The organism is Bacillus andreraoultii, from assembly GCF_001244735.1.
Lineage (GTDB): Bacteria > Bacillota > Bacilli > Bacillales > Caldibacillaceae > Caldifermentibacillus > Caldifermentibacillus andreraoultii.
Genome location: NZ_LN868935.1, coordinates 344,900 through 364,832, shown reverse-complemented (window position 1 = coordinate 364,832; position 19,933 = coordinate 344,900). Strand labels below are relative to the sequence as shown.

General features: G+C 39.2%; 22 protein-coding genes and 1 pseudogene. 19 read left to right on the top strand and 4 right to left on the bottom strand.

Going from position 1 to position 19,933, the window contains the following annotated elements; genetic code table 11:
• Positions 1-12 precede the first annotated feature (12 nt).
• From BN2144_RS02110 to BN2144_RS02100, 3 genes and pseudogenes are all read left to right on the top strand, one after another.
• Complete coding sequence (locus BN2144_RS02110; RefSeq protein ID WP_033826701.1) at positions 13-1,353, top strand: ISL3 family transposase; 1,341 nt, start codon at positions 13-15, stop codon at positions 1,351-1,353.
• A gap of 62 nt (positions 1,354-1,415) precedes the next feature.
• Positions 1,416-1,802 (top strand): annotated as a pseudogene (locus tag BN2144_RS02105) (GNAT family N-acetyltransferase); the annotation flags it as partial.
• Between the two features lie 303 nt (positions 1,803-2,105).
• The gene (locus BN2144_RS02100; protein ID WP_018664385.1) at positions 2,106-2,747 is read left to right on the top strand and encodes a Vat family streptogramin A O-acetyltransferase; all 642 of its coding nucleotides are present in this window, start codon (positions 2,106-2,108) and stop codon (positions 2,745-2,747) included.
• Positions 2,748-3,624: 877 nt separating this feature from the next.
• Here the strand turns inward: BN2144_RS02100 and BN2144_RS02095 are convergent.
• Complete coding sequence (locus BN2144_RS02095) at positions 3,625-3,828, bottom strand: hypothetical protein (protein WP_033826700.1); 204 nt, start codon at positions 3,826-3,828, stop codon at positions 3,625-3,627.
• A 24-nt stretch (positions 3,829-3,852) separates the two neighbouring features.
• Between BN2144_RS02095 and BN2144_RS02090 the strand changes: the two genes are divergently transcribed.
• From BN2144_RS02090 to BN2144_RS02080, 3 genes are all read left to right on the top strand, one after another.
• The gene (locus BN2144_RS02090) at positions 3,853-4,266 is read left to right on the top strand and encodes a DUF2800 domain-containing protein (protein ID WP_230199684.1); all 414 of its coding nucleotides are present in this window, start codon (positions 3,853-3,855) and stop codon (positions 4,264-4,266) included.
• Between the two features lies 1 nt (position 4,267).
• Positions 4,268-4,816 carry a DUF2815 family protein gene (locus BN2144_RS02085; RefSeq protein WP_033826698.1) on the top strand — a complete coding sequence of 183 codons (549 nt, stop codon included), beginning with the start codon at positions 4,268-4,270 and terminating at the stop codon, positions 4,814-4,816.
• Positions 4,817-4,888: 72 nt separating this feature from the next.
• Positions 4,889-6,823 (top strand): DNA polymerase, encoded by a 1,935-nt coding sequence (locus BN2144_RS02080; RefSeq protein WP_001084821.1) that lies wholly within the window; start codon positions 4,889-4,891, stop codon positions 6,821-6,823.
• Positions 6,824-7,107: 284 nt separating this feature from the next.
• Here BN2144_RS02080 and BN2144_RS02075 read toward each other — a convergent pair whose 3' ends face one another.
• Positions 7,108-7,707 (bottom strand): TetR/AcrR family transcriptional regulator, encoded by a 600-nt coding sequence (locus BN2144_RS02075; RefSeq protein WP_015926218.1) that lies wholly within the window; start codon positions 7,705-7,707, stop codon positions 7,108-7,110.
• Between the two features lie 103 nt (positions 7,708-7,810).
• Here BN2144_RS02075 and BN2144_RS02070 point away from each other — a divergent pair, with 103 nt between their 5' ends.
• The 9 genes from BN2144_RS02070 (at position 7,811) to BN2144_RS02030 (ending at position 15,175) form a co-directional block, all read left to right on the top strand.
• Entirely contained in the window at positions 7,811-8,524 is a 714-nt protein-coding gene (locus BN2144_RS02070; protein ID WP_015926217.1) for a GAP family protein, read from the top strand.
• Between the two features lie 25 nt (positions 8,525-8,549).
• On the top strand, positions 8,550-8,768 hold the full coding sequence (locus BN2144_RS02065) for a hypothetical protein (RefSeq protein ID WP_000658732.1): 219 nt from the start codon (positions 8,550-8,552) through the stop codon (positions 8,766-8,768).
• A 385-nt stretch (positions 8,769-9,153) separates the two neighbouring features.
• Positions 9,154-9,906 (top strand): phage antirepressor KilAC domain-containing protein, encoded by a 753-nt coding sequence (locus tag BN2144_RS02060; RefSeq protein ID WP_033826697.1) that lies wholly within the window; start codon positions 9,154-9,156, stop codon positions 9,904-9,906.
• Entirely contained in the window at positions 9,906-10,340 is a 435-nt protein-coding gene (locus BN2144_RS02055; RefSeq protein ID WP_033826696.1) for a DUF7768 domain-containing protein, read from the top strand. The genes BN2144_RS02060 and BN2144_RS02055 overlap by 1 nt, the downstream gene beginning before the upstream one ends.
• Complete coding sequence (locus BN2144_RS02050; RefSeq protein WP_033826695.1) at positions 10,337-12,703, top strand: virulence-associated E family protein; 2,367 nt, start codon at positions 10,337-10,339, stop codon at positions 12,701-12,703. Before BN2144_RS02055 ends, BN2144_RS02050 begins: the two co-directional genes overlap by 4 nt.
• Before the next feature lie 349 nt (positions 12,704-13,052).
• Positions 13,053-13,205: a VRR-NUC domain-containing protein gene (locus BN2144_RS21095; RefSeq protein WP_425321159.1), complete on the top strand. Its 153-nt coding sequence runs from the start codon at positions 13,053-13,055 to the stop codon at positions 13,203-13,205.
• Positions 13,186-14,547: a DEAD/DEAH box helicase gene (locus BN2144_RS02040; protein WP_033826694.1), complete on the top strand. Its 1,362-nt coding sequence runs from the start codon at positions 13,186-13,188 to the stop codon at positions 14,545-14,547. Before BN2144_RS21095 ends, BN2144_RS02040 begins: the two co-directional genes overlap by 20 nt.
• Positions 14,547-14,765, top strand: coding sequence for a hypothetical protein (locus BN2144_RS02035; protein ID WP_033826693.1), 219 nt, complete (start codon positions 14,547-14,549; stop codon positions 14,763-14,765). Before BN2144_RS02040 ends, BN2144_RS02035 begins: the two co-directional genes overlap by 1 nt.
• Entirely contained in the window at positions 14,762-15,175 is a 414-nt protein-coding gene (locus BN2144_RS02030) for a DUF1492 domain-containing protein (protein ID WP_033826692.1), read from the top strand. Before BN2144_RS02035 ends, BN2144_RS02030 begins: the two co-directional genes overlap by 4 nt.
• Positions 15,176-15,366: 191 nt before the next feature.
• On the opposite strand, the gene def is transcribed toward BN2144_RS02030, so the two are convergent.
• Together def and BN2144_RS02020 are read right to left on the bottom strand one after the other, a co-directional pair.
• On the bottom strand, positions 15,367-15,942 hold the full coding sequence (gene def, locus BN2144_RS02025) for a peptide deformylase (RefSeq protein ID WP_027625331.1): 576 nt from the start codon (positions 15,940-15,942) through the stop codon (positions 15,367-15,369).
• Positions 15,935-16,126 carry a helix-turn-helix transcriptional regulator gene (locus tag BN2144_RS02020; RefSeq protein WP_027625332.1) on the bottom strand — a complete coding sequence of 64 codons (192 nt, stop codon included), beginning with the start codon at positions 16,124-16,126 and terminating at the stop codon, positions 15,935-15,937. Before BN2144_RS02020 ends, def begins: the two co-directional genes overlap by 8 nt.
• A gap of 284 nt (positions 16,127-16,410) precedes the next feature.
• On the opposite strand from BN2144_RS02020, the gene BN2144_RS02015 reads away from it, so the two are divergent.
• The 4 genes from BN2144_RS02015 to BN2144_RS02000 all read left to right on the top strand — a co-directional run bounded on the left by BN2144_RS02015 (position 16,411) and on the right by BN2144_RS02000 (position 19,851).
• Complete coding sequence (locus BN2144_RS02015; RefSeq protein ID WP_027625333.1) at positions 16,411-16,770, top strand: HNH endonuclease; 360 nt, start codon at positions 16,411-16,413, stop codon at positions 16,768-16,770.
• A gap of 111 nt (positions 16,771-16,881) precedes the next feature.
• The gene (locus tag BN2144_RS02010; protein ID WP_001029957.1) at positions 16,882-17,433 is read left to right on the top strand and encodes a P27 family phage terminase small subunit; all 552 of its coding nucleotides are present in this window, start codon (positions 16,882-16,884) and stop codon (positions 17,431-17,433) included.
• Positions 17,434-17,453: 20 nt separating this feature from the next.
• Complete coding sequence (gene metK / locus BN2144_RS02005) at positions 17,454-18,629, top strand: methionine adenosyltransferase (protein WP_139017837.1); 1,176 nt, start codon at positions 17,454-17,456, stop codon at positions 18,627-18,629.
• Entirely contained in the window at positions 18,610-19,851 is a 1,242-nt protein-coding gene (locus BN2144_RS02000) for a site-specific DNA-methyltransferase (protein WP_033826690.1), read from the top strand. The genes metK and BN2144_RS02000 overlap by 20 nt, the downstream gene beginning before the upstream one ends.
• The last annotated feature ends 82 nt before the right edge of the window (positions 19,852-19,933 follow it).

Here is a 19,933-nt window from a genome sequence, read left to right as displayed (position 1 = left end):
AAGGAAAGTAAAATGTTAACAAATATGATTAATCTACCAAACTTAAAGATTCTCGATATGAAGGAGAGTGAATATGATTATAGATTCCTAGTAGAGTCTACTACTCCATCTCCATCACATTGTCCTAAATGTGGGGCAATTCCTAACCTATACAAACATGGTAAAAAGGAACAACTGTTCTTTGATCTACCGATGCACACTAAACGTGTAGGGTTAATTATCAAACGGCAGCGTTATAAGTGCCGTGAATGCAATGAAACATTTTTTGAAGATTTACCAGATATGGATGTCAAACGTTCTGTTACTAATAGACTTTTAATTTGGATTCAAGAAACCAGTCTTGAAAAGACATTTACTAGTGTTGCAGACGAAATAGGCGTTGATGAAAAAACTGTACGAAATATCTTTAATGATTATGTAGCTGAGCTTGAAGCTCAAACAGATTTTAGAACTCCTAAATGGCTTGGTATTGATGAAGTCCATTTACTCAAAAACTATCGTTGTGTCATCACAGACGTTGAAAACAAGTCTGTAATTGACATTTTACGAAAACGTAATAAAGATACGGTTATCAGTCACCTTTCAAATCTCCAAGATATTGATAAAATTGAACTTGTAGCAATGGATATGTGGAATCCATATAAAAGTGCTGTTAATACGGTGATACCACATGCAAAAATCGTAATTGATAAGTTCCATGTTGTTAAATTAGCCAATGAAGCGTTAGAAAAAATACGAAAAGTTAACCGTCAAAATGTGTCAGCCAAAGAACGCAGACAACTTATGAGAGATCGTTATGTTCTTCTTACAAGACGAGATGATTTAAATGATTTCGATGATCAAATAAAGTTGCAAGTATGGACTGATAAGTTCCCGTTACTTGGTCAAGCATACGAACTTAAAGAGCAGTTCTTTGACATTTATGAAGCTAAATCAATTAAGGAAGCCTATAAACTGTACCAAAACTGGCTTTCAAATGTTCCTAAAGAGTTAATGACTTATTTTGAAGACCTGATTAAGTCAATGAATAATTGGGAAGAAGAGATATTCAACTATTTCAATTCTCCCATTACAAACGCCTATACGGAGTCCTTGAATCGTTTGATTAAGACAATGAACCATATTGGCCGTGGTTATTCTTTTGAAGCTCTTAGAGCAAAAATATTGTTTACACAAGGTTATCGTAAAGTAAAAAAGAAAAAGAAATTCAAAGAAGTTGAAGCTACTTTCGGAAAATTGTTACCTGATCAATTCCCAAGTTGGGGTCAAATAGGCTATGAATGGGTTTATGAAGAAATCTATGGTGCTGACTTTTCCACACTGACTAAAGCAATGGAGGAGGGTTATTTTTAACCCTCTTTCTACACTATTTTCCGATTACCCAAAATATGTACTTGAACAGGAGCTATAAAGAAATGAACATAGTAATTAAACAAGAACAGGTGAAAGACTATAAAATAACAGAAGAAGTGGTAAAGAATGCATTCGCTAATGCGGAGCACAGTGATAAAAATGAACATCATTTGGTGTCTCGTATTAGAAATTCAAACGTATTTATACCAGAATTATCTTTAGTGGCGATGGATAATGATGATAACAAACAAGTGGGACATATTCTATTATCCAAGATAAAAATTAAAAATGAAGATCAAGTTGTAGAGTCACTCGCTCTTGCACCTGTATCTGTCCTACCAGAATATCAAAATCAAGGCGTAGGTAAATTATTGATTAGTAAAGCATTGCAAAAGGCAAAAGAGCTTAGATTTAATTCGGTTGTTGTTTTAGGGCATCCTGAATATTATATCTTTTTTATTGGTGTTCAATATGGTTTTTTCTGAAGAAGTTCTAGAATTGGAGATGATACAGCTGTTCCGTTTTTAGAGCCCCTCTATTAAAAGTATATCTTTCATGGTAGTTTAATCCATTTCTTAATTGATTCATACTTCGAGTAACATTATTAAGCATTTTTTGACTATAAAAAAATAGACTTTAACCAGTTAGTAGGGGAAATGGAAAAAACGACCGCTGCCTCGGCCTGTGTGAAATAATTCGTTGTGATTAAATTAGCAAGTCATCTTTAAACAATGATATAAAGGAGTGAGTTTATGTCTGCTAATAATTTTCCTGGACCAAATCCACAAACTCCATTTCCATTAGAAGGAAATAAAAATGTTCAATTTATTAAGCCAACTATAACAAGAAAAAATGTTTCTGTTGGGGATTATTCGTACTACGATAGTAAACATGGAGAGTCATTTGAAGAACAAGTTCTATATCACTATGAAGTAATAGGTGATGAACTGATTATAGGAAAGTTTTGTTCGATAGGTCCAGGAACAACCTTTATTATGAATGGAGCGAACCATCAAATGGATGGCTCTACTTATCCATTCCATTTGTTTGGCAGTGGGTGGGATATGTATGTACCTACCTTAGACGACCTGCCGATTAAAGGAGATACTGAAGTCGGAAATGATGTATGGATAGGAAGAGATGTAACAATTATGCCTGGAGTCAAAATTGGAGATGGAGCAATAATTGCTGCACAATCAGTTGTTACAAAAAATGTAGCCCCCTATACAGTTGTTGGAGGAAATCCTGCGATAGTTATAAAAAAACGTTATTCAGATAAAGTAATAGAGGATTGGCTAACAATAAAGTGGTGGGATTGGGATTCTAAGAAAATTAGTGATAATCTCGAGTTCATAATAGGTGGACATATAGATAAATTGAAAAAGAACAATTAAATTAAGATCGGACTGGATGCTTAATAGGTTCTTCTGATCTTTATTCTAAAATACTTCACTCTCGAAAAGTAGTGTGGATGATGACTTACTTGGTGGGTTTTGTACCAAAAGGTTAAGAAAGTAATTTAAGTAGAAAATCTATTTTCTTATATCTGAAACTCTTTTTCTACTATGTAGATCAATAATAAACTCTTGACAGTCATAATAAACTTTTTCTAACTTTACCACCAATTCTGTAAGAATAAACCTGTGCTTTTTCAATATAAAACTCATTAAAAATTCGGGTTTTCCTCATCAGGAACCCGGATTTTTTCATGTCTTTTTCAATATCTTTTCAATACAGTAATGTTCCCAAACTATTGATGTTACTGGCTTTTTCCAATATTCGATTCAATACTATTTCAATAACAAATCAATACTTATCCAATATTTTTATCTTTCCTCTTGATCTCTTATCTCCATTATTTTCTTCCCTCTATTATGTCAAAACTTTATTCTAACTCCGAAAAAACCATGAAAAAACCGCTAAAAAAGGCTCGTAAAACGATCGATTTTAATCCAAAATTGGATAAAAATGAGGGGTCTGTAGCAAAACTTTATTATGACTCGAACGGTGGAATGCGGGTTGGAGAGGTGGGATTTAGCAGATGATTATTCTTATGGTACAGGTGGAGAAATAAGGCTATTCAAAGCACTGATAAATAAAGGGTTTCCTGACATTGAACTTTGCTCACGGCTACTTTGCCGAGGATGTTAAAGTCGGGAAACCCTCATTTTTATTCTTTGAGGAAACATATCAACTACCCTGAAAACGATAGGGTCGAGTTGACAGATTAGATTTTTTATTGAGGTTGAGGAGACAGGATAGATGTATTATTTAATCTTCTCGTACAGCATCTGTATCGAAAATTCTATCCAGTTCCTCATTTGATGTTATGCCACGAACTTTATTCCTAATCGTTGTTTTTCCCATATCTAGTCGATAGAAATGTTCACGACCATCTACACCTTTTTTAAGTCGAATGAGCTGAATCCTGCCAAATATATCCCAATGCTTCTCTGCGAATTTTGCTAAACCCACTGCCTTAGGATAATTGTCTTTAAATTGCCACCCCTGCTTACGGACTCCGAAATTGAAGAAGTTCTTTCTAAACTGTCCGACCTTACAAAGTGGGCGAATGAAATTATGGCTTATGCCACAGAAGCAGCCGTTAATCACGGTAAAGAGTGGTACGGTTTTAAGGTAGTCGAGGGCAGATCTGTTCGTAAATATAAAGACGAAGAAGCTGTGGCTGAAGCAGCCAAGGCAAACGGTTATAAGGATATCTACCGTCACAGCCTTATTACCTTAACGGAAATGCAGAAACTGATGGGCAAAAAGAAATTTGAAGAAATCCTCGGTGGTCTTATACATAAACCACTAGGTAAGCCAACGCTGGTTCCACTTTCCGATAAGCGGCCAGCTATGAATATATCAAACGTAAAAAATGAATTTAATGAGATAACGGAGGAATCGTAATATGAATAATCAAAACAGAACGAAGGTTATTACAAGTGTCAACACCCGTCTCAGCTACTTTCACGGCTGGGAGCCCGTATCCATCAATGGCGGAGCGGAAAAGTACAGCGTATCCGTATTGATTCCCAAAACAGATAAGGAAACCATCAATGCTATCAATGCAGCAGTAGATGCAGCCATTGAAGAGGGCCTTGCAAAGTTTGGTGGTAAAAAGCCGAATAAGGCTGCTATCAAACTGCCACTTCGAGATGGTGATGTAGAACGTGATGACGAGGCTTACAAAGGACATTACTTTGTAAATGCCAACAGCAACACTCCACCCCAAATAGTAGATAAAGCAGTCAGACCTATCTTGGATCGTAACGAGGTTTACAGTGGTTGTTATGCAAGAGTATCCCTGAATTTCTATGCTTTTAACTCTAATGGCAATAAGGGTGTAGCATGTGGACTTGGCAACATCCAGAAGATAAGAGATGGAGAGCCTTTAGGCGGAAGAACCAATGCAGCTGATGACTTCACAACGATTGAAGATGATGATTTTCTAGCATAAAGAATAAATACAGACGAGGTGGTGGAGGTTGTTCTTCTGCCACCTCGTTTGCATTGGAAAGGGTGGTAATACATGAACTCTATTTCTATTGACATTGAAACATTTAGTGGCGCCAATCTTCAAAAATCTGGAGTTTACCGTTATGCCGAGAGTGATGACTTTGAAATTCTACTATTTGGCTACTCGGTGGATGGCGGTGAAGTACAGGTGGTTGACCTTGCTTGCGGGGAGGAAATCCCCGATGAAATTATAAACGCACTTTTGGATGATTCCGTTACCAAATGGGCTTTTAATGCAATGTTTGAGCGTGTGTGTCTATCAAAATGGCTTAACCTTACAGAATATCTTGACCCCGCATCCTGGAAATGCTCCATGATATGGTCGGCATATATGGGGTTACCACTTTCTTTGGAGGGAGTTGGGGCGGTTCTAGGTTTGGAGAAACAAAAGCTAACAGAGGGTAAAGACCTCATCAAATATTTCTGTACACCTTGCTCCCCTACTAAATCAAATGGTGGTCGAGTTCGTAATCTGCCAGAACATGACATGGATAAATGGGAGCGGTTTAAAGCCTATAATCTTCGGGATGTGGAAGCTGAGATGTCAATACAACAGAGATTTTCTAAGTTTCTGGTGCCGGAAAATATCTGGGAGGAATATCATCTCGACCAGGAAATCAATGATCGCGGCATTGCCATTGACATGACTTTCGTAAAACAGGCTGTTGTGATGGATGAACATTCCCGTGAAAAGTTAATGGCTTTAATGCAAGATATAACCAATTTAGAGAATCCAAACTCTGTACAACAAATGAAAGACTGGCTTGCCGATAATGGGCTAGAAACAGATACCCTTGGTAAAAAAGCAGTTGCTGAGATGCTAAAGACGGCTCCTGAACCACTAGGAACTGTTTTAGAACTCCGTCAGCAACTTGCAAAATCCTCGGTGAAAAAATACACGGCAATGGAGAATGCGGTATGTAATGATGGTCGGGCAAGAGGAATGTTTCAGTTTTATGGTGCAAACAGAACTGGTAGGTTTTCGGGAAGGCTTATTCAACTGCAAAATCTCCCTCAAAACCATATGCCCGATTTGGAACAGGCTCGTGCTTTAGTTCGTAGCGGAAACTTTGATGCTCTTACCTTACTTTATGATTCAATCCCAGAGGTACTGTCGGAACTTATCCGTACCGCTTTTATACCACGAGAAGGTATGAAGTTCATTGTGGCAGATTTTTCAGCGATTGAGGCTCGTGTCATTGCCTGGCTAGCAGGCGAAAAATGGAGAATAGACGTTTTCCAAAACGGCGGAGACATCTACTGTGCCAGTGCTTCTCAAATGTTTAATGTACCTGTTGAAAAGCATGGTGTGAATGGCCATCTTCGTCAGAAAGGAAAAATTGCTGAACTAGCCCTCGGTTACGGCGGATCTGTTGGAGCATTAAAATCAATGGGTGCTTTGGAGATGGGAATTGAAGAAGAGGAACTTCAGCCTCTTGTAACGGCTTGGAGACAGTCCAATCCCAATATCACAAAACTCTGGTGGGATGTTGACCGGGCAGTAAAAACTTGTGTTAAGCAAAAAACTCCCACAGAGACACACGGCATTAAATTTATCTATCAAAGCGGGATGCTCTTTATTGCTCTTCCTTCTGGTAGACGGCTTGCCTATGTGAAACCTCGTATGGGAGAGAATATGTTTGGCGGTGAGTCAGTTACTTATGAAGGTGTCGGTGGAACGAAGAAATGGGAAAGAATCGAAAGCTACGGTCCCAAATTTGTAGAGAATATTGTTCAAGCAATCAGTCGTGACATCTTGTGTCATGCCATGCAGACATTAAAGAATTGTTCCATTGTGGCTCATGTACACGATGAAATTATCATCGAGGCAGATATGGGGACGTCACTTTCCGCTATCTGTGAACAGATGGCTAAGATGCCAACATGGGCAAATGGCCTGTTGCTTAGTGCTGATGGTTATGAGTGTCAGTTTTATCAAAAAGATTAAATTAATTGGTAATCGGATAATCGTGTGGGAGGAGGTTAAAAGACCTTCAATTTTTAAATAATGAAAACAGGATAGCACTTATTTTATGACCGGTACGTGCTATCTTGTTTGTTTAATAAACGCTCCATTTTTGTGGAATAAAGGGTTAAAATTCGAATCTTGAAGAAATATAGTGAAAGAACCGATTTTGACTCCTCTCTCTATAAAGTTAATAATAAATCAAGGGGTAAGACTAAATCTATTAAAAACACATGGGACAATAATTGATACATCGACCGATTAGCTTAATTGATTTTATTGCAGAGTGTCTCTAAATGATAACGAATAACTTCCTTCACCTTTTCTGGAGAGTATACATCAGGTCTTAATAAAGCATGAATTGACAATCCCTCTATTAATGCCGTTAACCTACTCTTTTCTAATTCTGCATTCATTGAATCTGATAATACGCCTTTTAGAGCTAAGATTTCAATCATTGAATTTGCTAATTCATATGTACCGTCCGTCATTTCATCTTTTTTGTCCTTTATTGTATCACTTGTAAGTGAACGTAATGCAAGAATCCACCAAACGCTCGTTTCAATTTTCTTTTCTTCATCTATTGGTACTAGCTCTAATAAAACTTCTTCTACTGCCTGCACTGGGTTTTCTGACCATTCTTTATTTTGAGAACGTTTTTTCCCTTCTTCTAAGTAGTAATTCATAATAAATAATAACATTTCATCTTGAGTTGAAAAATAATGTCTTAACGCACCAGAAGACATCCCTGCCTCAGCTGCAACTCTTCGTATAGACGCTTTCTCAACCCCTTCTTTCCTAATAATATTCCATGCAGCCTCAGCAATTTGTTTGCGCTTTTCATCATGATCAACAATTTTTGGCATTATAAAAATCACTTCCTTTATTTAGCACAGTGTGTTATTATCTTTTTATAGCACGATGTGTTAAATAGATAATACCACAACATTTAAAGGAGGACTAGTTTGTTTGATCGAAACTATTGAAGCATTGATGCCTTCTTCATCATTAGACATTTCTTCAGCATTAATGATTATTTCTTTGTGTGCTTTAATTGATATTTTAAGTCCCGGTGTACTGACTGTAACAGCCTATTTATTACTGACACAACCGAATCAGTTATCTTCTCGTTTATTTGTGTTTTTATTCATCACGCAGTTAGGCTATTTCATCACGGGCTTATTACTCTACTTTGGTGGAAATTCATTATTGAAGAGAATAGAACAATTGTCTCAGTTTGACTTTATCAATTGGTTTTATATCCTACTTGGAGCAGTTCTTGTTCTAATAAGCTTCAGTAAACCAAAAGAGACTACAAAAAAACGTTTAATTTCATTTATCCCCAAAAATACAACAATTAAAGGGATGATTATACTAGGAATCATTGTTTTCCTAATTGAATTTGTAACGGCATTGCCTTACTTTTATTCAATCTTTTTAATGAATCATCAAACAATTGAGACTACACCTGCTATCTTAATAATAATTGGATACAATCTAGTAATGGTGCTTCCTTCTCTATTACTGTTAGGGGTTAATATTATATTTAAAGAAAGATTGCAACAATTTCTTATTAAAATCAGGTCAAAATTAAATGAAGCTCCAATCTCTTCACTCTTGGTAGCGACAGGAGTCATAGGTGCAGTTTTTTTTAATATCGGTCTTAGAGGCATTTTAAATTAGAAAAAATATTAAAGAGGTGTTCATCATGAAAGAAATTATCAGTGGTCTCAGTCTACTTTTTATTATTCAGGGAATAGGCGGATTAATCAATCATTTGACTAATGGGGGAAAAAGTTGGTTTTTAGTAAATTATATTGATGCGTTTCAAGGGTTTGAAATCGTTTTGGACATTGTATTTATTGCAGTTGGTGGAATCATAGCTTTAGCCACTCGTAAAATAACATCAAGTAAAAGCAATAAGTGAATGATGTAAAATAAAAAATACAGAGTGAGAATTTCTCGCTCTGTATTTTTTATTTTAATTGATTCTCCTCGAGGCTCTACCAACCTTACTCATCCAGGTCATAGATAAAATATGATACCAAAATGATTGTTTTCCTCTTCTCTTATTAGCTCCAAATCCTATAGGCCTATTACAGTTTACGTTACCATTTTTTGTTCATCAATCTAGTCCGTTTGTAAAAGTAGAAAATTACTGAATCAGCTTTTAAATCTATTTTACATACACAAATTTCGAACAAAAATCCGGATGTATAATTTATTTTTTCAAAATCCTCAACAATTATTACCTCCTGTGGCTATTAGGTAGAGGGGTTTCCTCTCTGACTATATTGCAGGAGGTAATTCGTATGGACGAATTAGTAAAAATCAATTATGAAAATCAACGACCAACCGTACTCGGTCGTGATTTACATGAAGCCTTGGAAGTAAAGACCGCTTATAAAGATTGGTTTCCAAGAATGTGTGAGTACGGATTTGAGGAAGGATCAGACTTTAGCTCAATTTTGAGCGAAAGTACTGGAGGCAGACCAAGCATTGACCATCAGTTAACAATTGACATGGCAAAAGAGCTATGCATGATACAGCGTACTCCAAAAGGGAAAGAGTGCCGCGGGTACTTTCTTGAAATAGAAAGAAGATGGAATTCCCCAGAAGCAATCATGGCAAGGGCACTTCAGATTGCTAATCAACAGCTAACTCAAGTAAGGAAACAAAATAAAGTGCTTGAAGGTACGATTGCCGTTCAGAATCAGCAAATTGCAGAAATGAAACCGAAAGTCTCCTATTACGATGTAGTTTTAAATTGCAAAGACCTCATTTCCACCTCAGCAATTGCCAAAGATTACGGCAAGTCAGCTATTTGGATGAATCGCTATCTTAATAAAAAGGGTGTCCAGTTTAAACAAGGCGGCATCTGGCTTTTATATCAGAAGTATGCGGAAAAAGGCTACACCAGCACCAAGACACATAGCTATCTTGGCAGTAACGGCCAGCAACATACAAAGGTCCATACATACTGGACTCAAAAAGGCAGACTCTTCATTTACGAACTGATGAAGGCAGACGGTATTTTGCCACAGATAGAAATGGAGGGTGTGTAATGGGAATCAACAAATTCAATCATGAAGGATACCATGATCCAACTCCCCATGAAGCACTGACCAACATAATGAAAAAGGAAAAGGCAGAGAAAAAATCTGCCTTTAAGCCGCTTGTATATATCTGTTCTCCCTATTCCGGTGATGTAGAAGGAAACATTAAAAAGGCTCGCAGTTTTTGCAGGTTTGCCTTAGACCAAAACTGTATCCCAATTGCTCCCCACCTTATGTTTCCGCAGTTTATGGATGATGAAAACCCAGAGGAACGAGAACGTGCCATATTTATGGACATTGTGCTTATGGGTAAATGCTCCGAGGTGTGGGTGCTGGGCAATACCATCTCAAGCGGTATGGCGAGGAAAATTGAAGTAGCCAAGAAACGCAGACAAACGGTCAGGTATTTTAATCCGGAGCATGAGGAGGTTGAAAGCTTATGAAAATTGCAGTGGGCAATAGCCGGATGGATAGGAAATGGAAAAACAAAGATATCTCCTGGGAGGATTTTTGCTCCCGTGTAAAGACAACCCAACGTACTACAGAAACGGTAGAAGAATATCGGAAACTTAAAAAAGGCCAGCAAGATGATATCAAGGATGTGGGCGGCTTTGTCGGAGGACATTTAAAAGAAGGAAGGCGAAAGAAGGGCAATGTTCTGTGTCGTTCTTTGCTTACCCTCGATATGGATTACGGTAGACCCGATATCTGGGAACAAATCAGTATGCTTTTCGATTTCAAATGTTGTGTTTACTCCACCCATAAGCACACACCGGAAAATCCGAGACTCAGACTTATCGTTCCTCTTGCTCGTGAGATCAGTGAAGAAGAATATGCAGCCGTTGGACGTATGGTGGCAAAAGAAATCGGTATTGACCTTTTCGATGATACGACATATGAAGCACATCGCCTTATGTATTGGCCATCCACTTCCTCTAATGGTGAATTTGTCTATGAAGAGCAGGATGGAGCATTACTTGACCCGAATATTTATCTTTCAAAATATGAAAACTGGCACGATACATCAACTTGGCCCGTATCAAGTAGGCAGTCTGAGGTTATTAATCGTAGTCTTAAAGAACAAGCCGATCCGCTTTTAAAAGAAGGTGTGGTAGGAACTTTCTGTCGTGCTTACTCCGTTCATGAAGCAATTGAGAAATTCTTAGGTTCCGTTTATGCACCATCTGCTATGGAAGGGCGCTATGACTATATTCCAGCTGACAGTAGTGCGGGTGTGATTATCTATGATGATAAATTTGCATACAGCCACCATGCCACCGACCCAGCAAGCGGCCTGCTCCTTAATGCTTTTGACCTTGTTCGTATTCATAAATTCGGCTCTTTAGATGATAGAGCTTCCACGACTACGGCTCCTGGTAGGATGCCGTCTTTTGTGGCAATGTGCGAGTTTTCTATAAAAGATGAAGCGGTAAAAGCTGAGTTCGCAAAGGAAAGGCAGGCTCAGGCTGAAGAGGAGTTTAGTGCTGAGGATTGGCAGACAGGTTTGGAACTAGATAAGCAAGGTCGGATAAAAGACACACTGGATAACATCGTTCTGATTATTCGGCATGATGAAGATTTACAGCATATAGCTTTTAACTGCCACCGTGATGGTATTGATGCCAAAGGTGGTCTGCCTTGGGACCAGATTAAGGCGGGTTGGAATGATTCGGATAACGCACTTCTTAAGGTGTACTTAAGCAGCAAATACGGGGTCTATTCTCCTACCAAGACCAAGGATGCTGTGGTAGCGGTAGCATCAGAACGAGCCTACCATCCTGTTAAGGAGTACCTAGACTCCCTGCCAAAATGGGATGGTATTAGCCGAGTAGAAAATCTACTCATTGATTATTTCGGTGCAACAGATAATTCCTACACAAAGGCAATTATTCGTAAAACGATGGTTGCAGCGGTAGCCCGCATTTATAGGCCCGGTACAAAGTTTGATAGTGTTCTAATCTTAAACGGGCCTCAAGGTATCGGTAAGTCAACCTTCTTTGCCAAACTTGCTGGAGACTGGTTTTCAGATAGTTTGACTATTACAGATATGAAGGATAAATCCGGGGCTGAGAAACTTCAGGGATATTGGTTATTGGAATTGGGTGAGCTTGCTGGAATGCGTAAGACGGATGTGGAAATTGTGAAATCTTTTATTTCAAGGGCGGATGATAAGTACCGTGCCAGTTATGGGGTCAACGTCGAAAGCCATCCCCGTCAGTGTGTAATTGTAGGTTCAACGAATGCAGAAAGTGGATTTCTTCGGGATATTACAGGCAACCGCAGATTCTGGCCAGTCCGTATTAGCGGTAACGGTAAAAAGAAAGCTTGGCAGATGACCAAAGAGGAAGTGCAGCAGATTTGGGCAGAGGCACTAGAGCTATATGAGAAGGGCGAAAAACTCTACCTTGAAGGTGATGATATATCCATGGCAACTAGTGAACAGGCAGATGCCATGGAAACAGATGAACGAGAAGGACTGGTTCGTACTTACTTGGATACGCTCTTGCCGGATGATTGGGACACGATGTCTCTGTACGAGCGTAGAAATTTCCTTGGCGGTAGTGAATTTGGCGGCGGCACCCGTGTTGGAACAGTAAAAAGAACCCTTGTCTGTAATATGGAAATTTGGTGTGAGTGTTTCGGTAAAGAGGCCTCAATGCTAAAGCCTTCAGATTCTTATGCTATCGGTGCCATTATGAGAAAGATCAGTGAGTGGAACAAGTACACCGGGAACAAGAATGGTGTTGTAACGTTTCCTGTCTACGGAAAGCAACGAGCTTATTCCCGAGTCGAGGAACAACGCTAAGTTGTACCTTAGCTTGTTCCCATACTAGTTCCTTCCCTAAAGTTAGTAATAATAAGGAAAATCAAAGGTTCGGAACAAGTGGAACAAGAAGTAACCTATTTATTTATAAATAGTAAAAAGAAGTAATAGTAGCCTGTGCGTACACGCATACACGCGCGTATAGGAAAATTGGGTCAAAGTTGTTTTCTTGTTCCGAGCCTTTTTACATGGGAGGTATTTATGCTTGAAAAATATATCGAAAAGAAACTGGTGACTGAGGTAAAAAAGATGGGAGGCATTTGCTGCGAAGTTTGTTAGCCCAGGTTTAGATGGGATGCCAGATCGCCTGGTGCTTTTACCACATGGGAAGATGGCATTTGTGGAATTAAAGGCTCCCGGGAAGAAACCTCGACTGTTACAGATTAGAAGAATAAAGCAATTACAGAAGTTAGGCTTTGCCTGCTATGTCATTGATGATGTTAAGCAGATTGGAGGGATACTCGGTGAAATACAATCCTCATAAATATCAGACCTATGCAACGAACTTCATTCTAGAGCATCCCATTGCTGCGGTGTTTTTAGAAATGGGTCTTGGCAAAAGCGTCATTACTCTAACTGCTATATTCGACCTGTGTCTTGATCGTTTTGAAATTGGAAAGGTTCTGGTCATTGCCCCACTTCGAGTAGCTAGGGATACTTGGCCAGCTGAGATAAATAAGTGGGAGCATTTAAAAGGGCTAGAGTTTTCGGTAGCCATCGGCACAGAACAGGAGCGATTGGCGGCTCTTAGGAAACCTGCAAGTGTCTATCTTATAAACAGAGAAAATGTTGATTGGTTGGTAAACAAAAGTGGTATCCCTTTTAATTTCGATATGATGGTCATTGATGAACTATCATCCTTTAAGTCCTATGGTGCAAAAAGATTTAAAAGTTTACTAAAAGTAAGGCCGAGGGCAAAACGAATTGTGGGTCTTACGGGTACACCTTCCAGTAATGGGTTAATGGATTTGTGGGCAGAGTTTCGTATCCTTGACATGGGTAAAAGACTCGGCAGGTACATCACTCACTACCGCAATTCCTTCTTTACACCGGATAAACGTAATCAGCAGATTGTATTTTCATATAAACCATTGCCAGGTGCTGAAGATGCCATATATCGGCTCATTTCGGATATCACCATTTCCATGAAATCAGTGGATTTTCTGAAAATGCCAGAATGCATGATCAATGAAGTGCCTGTGTATCTAAATGACAAAGAACAATCAGTATATGATCACTTTCGTGAAGAGATGGTTCTTGAATTTGCTGATAAGGAGATTGATGCCATGAACGCAGCCGTCCTTTCAGGGAAACTCCTGCAAATGGCAAATGGTGCAATCTACGATGATGATAAAAATCCTCATATTATTCACGACCGCAAGCTAGATGCTATTGAGGATCTAATTGAAGGTGCAAACGGCAAACCTGTGCTTATTGCCTATTGGTATAATCACGATTTAAAGCGTTTTAAAGCAAAATACAATGTCAAAGAAATTAAAACTTCCAAAGACATCATGGATTGGAATAATGGTGATATTTCTGTGGCAGTTATCCATCCAGCATCGGCTGGACACGGTTTGAATTTACAAAGTGGAGGTTCAACGCTTATCTGGTTTGGACTTACTTGGAGTCTGGAACTCTATCAGCAAACCAATGCGAGACTTTGGAGACAAGGACAAAATGAGACCGTGGTAATCCACCACATTATTACTAAAGGCACGATTGATGAAGATGTGATGAGAGCCTTGAAACAAAAGGAAAAGACACAATCCGATCTTATCAATGCAGTCAAAGCAAATCTTGGGAAAGCGAGGGAAGTTGTATGATGGACGCTTTTGAAAAACTGGCAAATGCCATTATTCTACAGGCAGTCAAGGATTATCGTTTTGCACTGAAAAGATTAGCAAAACACCCTCGCAATGATTCTGCTTTATATACAAAACGTGAGGTTGAGCGCTTCTTTCATTCTGGATTGTTCAATGTTCTCACCTCCCTAAACCCTGACATGTTAATTCAACAGCTACAAGAGGAGGTGGTGCGATGATGACAGCTAAGGAATTCTTAAAGCAGGCTTATCGCCTGAATGAATTGATTAATTCCGACCTTGAAGAGTTGCAAAACTTAAGAAATCTATCAAGAAGTATTTCATCCCCCATTCTTGAGGAAAAAGTCAGTCGAACCAAGAGTACTGACCCACCCTTTGAAAAATATGTGATTAGAATAATAGATTTGGAGCAACAAATACAGCAAGAAGTTGAACGATTAGTAAAGCTGAAATCAGATATCCGTGAAGCGATTAACCAGATGGAAAACGTGGATGAGAAGCTACTTCTTCGCTACCGATACATTAACTTTCTTAACTGGGAAGAAATCTGTGTCAACCTTAATGTTTCTATGAGAACCGTACACAGACTCCACTCATCCGCTTTGCAACATTTAAAGGTTCCAAAATAAAAAGGAGTAACCGGAAAATAGTGCAGGAAGAGGGTTAAAAGGCCCTCTTCACCATTACCTTAGTCATTGTATGAAAATTACAGTGATTTAAATAATTAGTTTCTCCTTTTTAATGATTATTAAATTAAAATGAGCTGTCAAAACAACAACTCATTGCTTACCCACTTTGAATACCGACCTAATGCATGATCTCAGTATAAACTTTTACAGTTTTCTGGTAGTTTGAAAGGATTTTCTTTATTGATACGCTCATAAAACATAATTCCATTTAGGTGATCTATTTCATGTTGAATAACAATAGAGGAATAGCCATTGAGTTTTAATATTATTTCTTCTCCTTCTAAATTAAACCCTTTCACTTTAATTCTCTCATATCTTGGTACGAACCCATTTATATCTCGATCAACAGATAGGCACCCTTCACTTGGTGGTAAGTAAATCATAGAAACGGAATGGCTAATAATTTTTGGATTAATAAGGGTATATTCATGTTCTTTCCCCATCTCGTCAGTGAAATACGCTACAAACATTCGCTTATTCAAGCCAATCTGATTCGCGGATAATCCAACTCCTCCACGTAATTTATATTTTTTGGATAGAATGGGGTCTTGACTATTTTTTAAGAAATTCATCATACTAGTTAATGTTTCCTTATCTTCCTCAGGGGGAGGTACCATCACTTCCAGTGTTGGTCGATGTAAGATATCATTACCTTCCCTTACAATATCTTTCATTGTTATTATATAATTTGAATGAAATTTATTCATAAATAAACAATTCATCTACCTTTACTTTTAACGTTTTTGATAATTTGAAAGCCAGTTCCAGTGTGGGATCATATTTATCATTCTCTATACAATTTATTGTTTGTCTAACAACTCCACACTTCTTAGCAAGTTGCTCTTGTGTTATCCCCAATTTGTTCCGTATTGCTTTAATTTTATTTTTCAACAGTATCACCTATGTCAAAGATATTGGACATTGTTATTATAACAATTACAATAAACATGTCAATAACTTTGGATATTTTTGAAAATATCTATTGGTGGTTTTTGTACGCAGTAATCTGAATGCTCGCAAAAGGTTGGCACACTTTGGCACAGTTTGGCATACGATGACACTGTTTGTCTGTAGTGAAAGTTATATAATGGTAGTATGGAATATTAATAAACAGAAGCCTTCACGGGAGAACCACTCCTGCGAGGGCTTTTTCTATGGGCAAAAGGAGGTGCAGTATGCCAAAGAAACCTAAGCGACCGTGCTCTTACCCTGGTTGCCCAGAACTAACCGACAAGCGCTTTTGTGAAGAGCATAGTAAGAAGGAAGCTGCACGGTATGAAAAGTATGATCGTGACCCATCAACCCGTAAGCGTTATGGTCGTGCTTGGAAAAGGATACGTGACCGTTACATTGCAGCTCATCCTCTTTGTGAGGAATGTAAACGACAAGGAAAGCTGACCCCAGCAACCGAAGTGCATCATATTCTCCCTCTTGCAAGAGGAGGGACTCACGATAGAAGTAATCTGATGGCTCTTTGTACTCCTTGCCACTCTGCAATCACGGCAAGAGATGGAGACCGTTGGGGAACCCGATAGGGGGAGTCAAATCTCCACAGCTTTTCATTTGTGTAACGGGCGTGGGGTAACGCGTGAAAATTCGCGGTTTCAAACGGGGTAATAGGCCCATCGACGAAAAGAGGTGAGTGAATGGCCAAAGATGGAACAAATCGTGGCGGCGCCCGTATAGGCTCCGGTCAAAAGAAGAAACCACTTGCTGACAAAATTGCAGAGGGAAACCCTGGTAAAAGAAAGCTTGAAGTCGTTGAGTTCCAAAATACTGCTGACCTGAAGGGGCAGGAAATGCCAAAGCCAATGGCCATGCTCTCCGCAGTGCAAAAGGATGGAAAAACCCTAGTAGCGAGTGAAATCTATGAAATTACATGGAAATGGCTTGAGGAACGTGGCTGTGCCCATTTGGTACTTCCACAGCTTCTAGAGCGATATGCCATGAGTGCGGCCAGATGGATACAGTGTGAGGAAGCAGTAACCGAGTTTGGCTTTCTAGCCAAGCACCCAACCACCGGCAATGCTATTCAAAGTCCTTATGTAGCGATGAGTCAGAACTTTATGAGTCAGACAAACAGGCTATGGATGGAGATATATCAAATCGTTAGAGAGAACTGTGCTACAGAGTATTCTGGTTTAAACCCACAGGACGATGTGATGGAGCGACTGCTATCTGCCCGCAGAGGAAAATAAAAATGAGGAGATATGATGTAATGAGTAAAAGATATTTAACAGCAGAAAGTGTATGTGCTGGACATCCTGACAAACTATGCGACATCATAGCAGATAGCATTTTGGAAGCATGTCTACGTAAAGACAAAGCATCACGTGTCGCTTGTGAGGTAATGGCAACCAAAGGGAAAATTATCGTGGCGGGCGAAATCTCCTGCAGCGAGAAAATAGACATCCGATACATTGTTAGGAATGTCCTAAAAGAGATTGGATACAACCCTCTTAAATTCTTGATTTATGTATTTGTACACAATCAAAGTGTAGATATTGCAACTGGCGTGAATACTGCACTGGAAGTAAGAAATGGGATAAACGAACAGTATGGTTCAATAGGTGCTGGAGACCAAGGAACTGTGTATGGCTATGCTACAAAGGAAACAGGAGAAATGCTTCCTCTACCCCTTGTACTATCTCACAGGATTGTAAAGAGACTGGATGATTGTCGAAAAGGGAAACTGATAAAAGGTATCCACCCAGATGGTAAAGCACAGGTGACGGTGGAATATGAAGGGGACACTCCAGTGCGAATAAAGACGATTGTGATATCGGTACAGCATGATAAGAATAAAACACTGGAAGAACTTAAAACAGATATCCTTAACAATGTCTTATGGCAGTGCTTTGAGGACTTCCCATTTGATGATGAAACAGAACTTCTCATTAACCCCTCTGGTAGATTTGTCGAAGGTGGTCCCGCTGCCGATACAGGCTTAACTGGTAGAAAAATTATGGTTGATACCTATGGAGGACTTGCATCCCATGGCGGTGGTGCCCTTTGTGGTAAAGATCCCACCAAAGTTGACCGAAGTGGTGCCTATATGGCACGGTACATTGCAAAGCATATCGTCTGGTGTGGTTATGCAAAGAGATGTGAAGTTGGTATATCCTATGCCATCGGTAAGGCAAATCCTGTAGCCTTTTCTGTAAATACCCTTGGCACAGGTATTGTTTCTGACGAAATACTAACTCTTGCTGCACAGGAGGTTTTCAACTTAAGACCTGCGGCAATCATTGAGAAGTTGCGTCTAAGGAATGTGATTTACTCTGATACAGCCGCTTATGGTCACTTTAATAGTTGTCTATTCCCGTGGGAGGATGTAAATAAGTACAGTGAATTTAGAAAGGCGGTGGAAAAGTATGTTGATAGAGAAGATTAAAATCAAACAACTCATCCCCGCTGAATATAACCCAAGGAAGGATTTAAAACCGGGTGATCCGGAATATGAGAAACTTAAACGCTCCCTTGAGGAGTTTGGATATGTAGAACCCGTAATATGGAATAAGACCACAGGCAGAGTCATCGGAGGTCATCAGCGTTTGAAAATCCTGCTGAGTATGGGCATGGATGAGATAGAATGCGTAGTTGTTGAAATGGATGAGCAAAAGGAGAAGGCGCTGAACATTGCACTAAATAAAATAAGTGGTGATTGGGATAAAGACAAATTAGCACTTCTCATCACGGACTTAAATGCTTCAGACTTTGATGTGTCTTTGACAGGTTTTGACCCAGGAGAGTTGGACGATCTTTTCAAGGATTCCCTTAAGGATAATATAAAAGAAGATGATTTCGATGTAGACAGCGAGCTGAAAAAGCCCGCTGTTTCGCATTTAGGGGATGTTTGGCTACTTGGGCAGCATCGATTAGTCTGCGGAGACAGTACAAAGAAAGACACCTTTGATGTCTTGATGGATGGGAAAACTGCTAATTTGGTAGTTACGGACCCTCCATATAACGTTAACTATGAAGGCACCGCTGGAAAAATCAAAAATGACAATATGGCTAACGAAGCGTTCTACGATTTCCTGCTTGCAGCATTTCAGAACACCGAAGCAGCGATGGCAAAGGACGCTTCTATTTATGTATTCCATGCGGATACCGAAGGACTCAATTTTAGAAGAGCATTCTCTGATACGGGGTTTTATCTTTCCGGTACTTGTATATGGAAAAAGCAGTCCCTTGTTCTCGGTCGCTCCCCTTATCAGTGGCAGCATGAGCCTATTCTCTTTGGGTGGAAAAAGAAAGGTAAGCATAACTGGTATTCCGATAGAAAGCAGACCACCATCTGGGAATTTGAGAAACCGAAGAAAAACAGTGATCATCCTACGATGAAGCCAGTTGCACTTGTGGCCTACCCTATTTTGAATTCAAGCCTTTCTAATTGTATCGTGCTTGATCCTTTTGGTGGTTCAGGAAGCACACTGATTGCCTGTGAGCAGACAGATAGAATCTGTTACACCATTGAACTGGATGAAAAGTACTGTGATGTTATTGTGAAAAGGTATATTGAGCAAGTTGGAAACTCAGACGGTGTGTTTCTTTTAAGAGATGGTTCGAAAATAAGATATTGTGACCTGCCAGACGTTGCTACCGCCGATTAATGGAACAGTATTTTCTACAGAAAGATGCTCTAAATGACTTGATATTAACAGCCTTTAGAGTGATATATGTATGTACCGAAAA

What these genes read in the sequence shown, in the direction of transcription:
- BN2144_RS02110 (WP_033826701.1), top strand. Translation starts at nt 13, where the DNA reads ATGTTAACAAATATGATTAATCTACCAAACTTAAAGATTCTCGATATG.
- BN2144_RS02100 (WP_018664385.1), top strand. Translation starts at nt 2,106, where the DNA reads ATGTCTGCTAATAATTTTCCTGGACCAAATCCACAAACTCCATTTCCA.
- BN2144_RS02085 (WP_033826698.1), top strand. Translation starts at nt 4,268, where the DNA reads ATGAATAATCAAAACAGAACGAAGGTTATTACAAGTGTCAACACCCGT.
- BN2144_RS02080 (WP_001084821.1), top strand. Translation starts at nt 4,889, where the DNA reads ATGAACTCTATTTCTATTGACATTGAAACATTTAGTGGCGCCAATCTT.
- BN2144_RS02075 (WP_015926218.1), bottom strand. Translation starts at nt 7,707, where the DNA reads ATGCCAAAAATTGTTGATCATGATGAAAAGCGCAAACAAATTGCTGAG.
- BN2144_RS02065 (WP_000658732.1), top strand. Translation starts at nt 8,550, where the DNA reads ATGAAAGAAATTATCAGTGGTCTCAGTCTACTTTTTATTATTCAGGGA.
- BN2144_RS02060 (WP_033826697.1), top strand. Translation starts at nt 9,154, where the DNA reads ATGGACGAATTAGTAAAAATCAATTATGAAAATCAACGACCAACCGTA.
- BN2144_RS02055 (WP_033826696.1), top strand. Translation starts at nt 9,906, where the DNA reads ATGGGAATCAACAAATTCAATCATGAAGGATACCATGATCCAACTCCC.
- BN2144_RS02050 (WP_033826695.1), top strand. Translation starts at nt 10,337, where the DNA reads ATGAAAATTGCAGTGGGCAATAGCCGGATGGATAGGAAATGGAAAAAC.
- BN2144_RS21095 (WP_425321159.1), top strand. Translation starts at nt 13,053, where the DNA reads ATGGCATTTGTGGAATTAAAGGCTCCCGGGAAGAAACCTCGACTGTTA.
- BN2144_RS02035 (WP_033826693.1), top strand. Translation starts at nt 14,547, where the DNA reads ATGGACGCTTTTGAAAAACTGGCAAATGCCATTATTCTACAGGCAGTC.
- BN2144_RS02030 (WP_033826692.1), top strand. Translation starts at nt 14,762, where the DNA reads ATGATGACAGCTAAGGAATTCTTAAAGCAGGCTTATCGCCTGAATGAA.
- def (WP_027625331.1), bottom strand. Translation starts at nt 15,942, where the DNA reads ATGAATAAATTTCATTCAAATTATATAATAACAATGAAAGATATTGTA.
- BN2144_RS02015 (WP_027625333.1), top strand. Translation starts at nt 16,411, where the DNA reads ATGCCAAAGAAACCTAAGCGACCGTGCTCTTACCCTGGTTGCCCAGAA.
- BN2144_RS02010 (WP_001029957.1), top strand. Translation starts at nt 16,882, where the DNA reads ATGGCCAAAGATGGAACAAATCGTGGCGGCGCCCGTATAGGCTCCGGT.
- metK (WP_139017837.1), top strand. Translation starts at nt 17,454, where the DNA reads ATGAGTAAAAGATATTTAACAGCAGAAAGTGTATGTGCTGGACATCCT.
- BN2144_RS02000 (WP_033826690.1), top strand. Translation starts at nt 18,610, where the DNA reads ATGTTGATAGAGAAGATTAAAATCAAACAACTCATCCCCGCTGAATAT.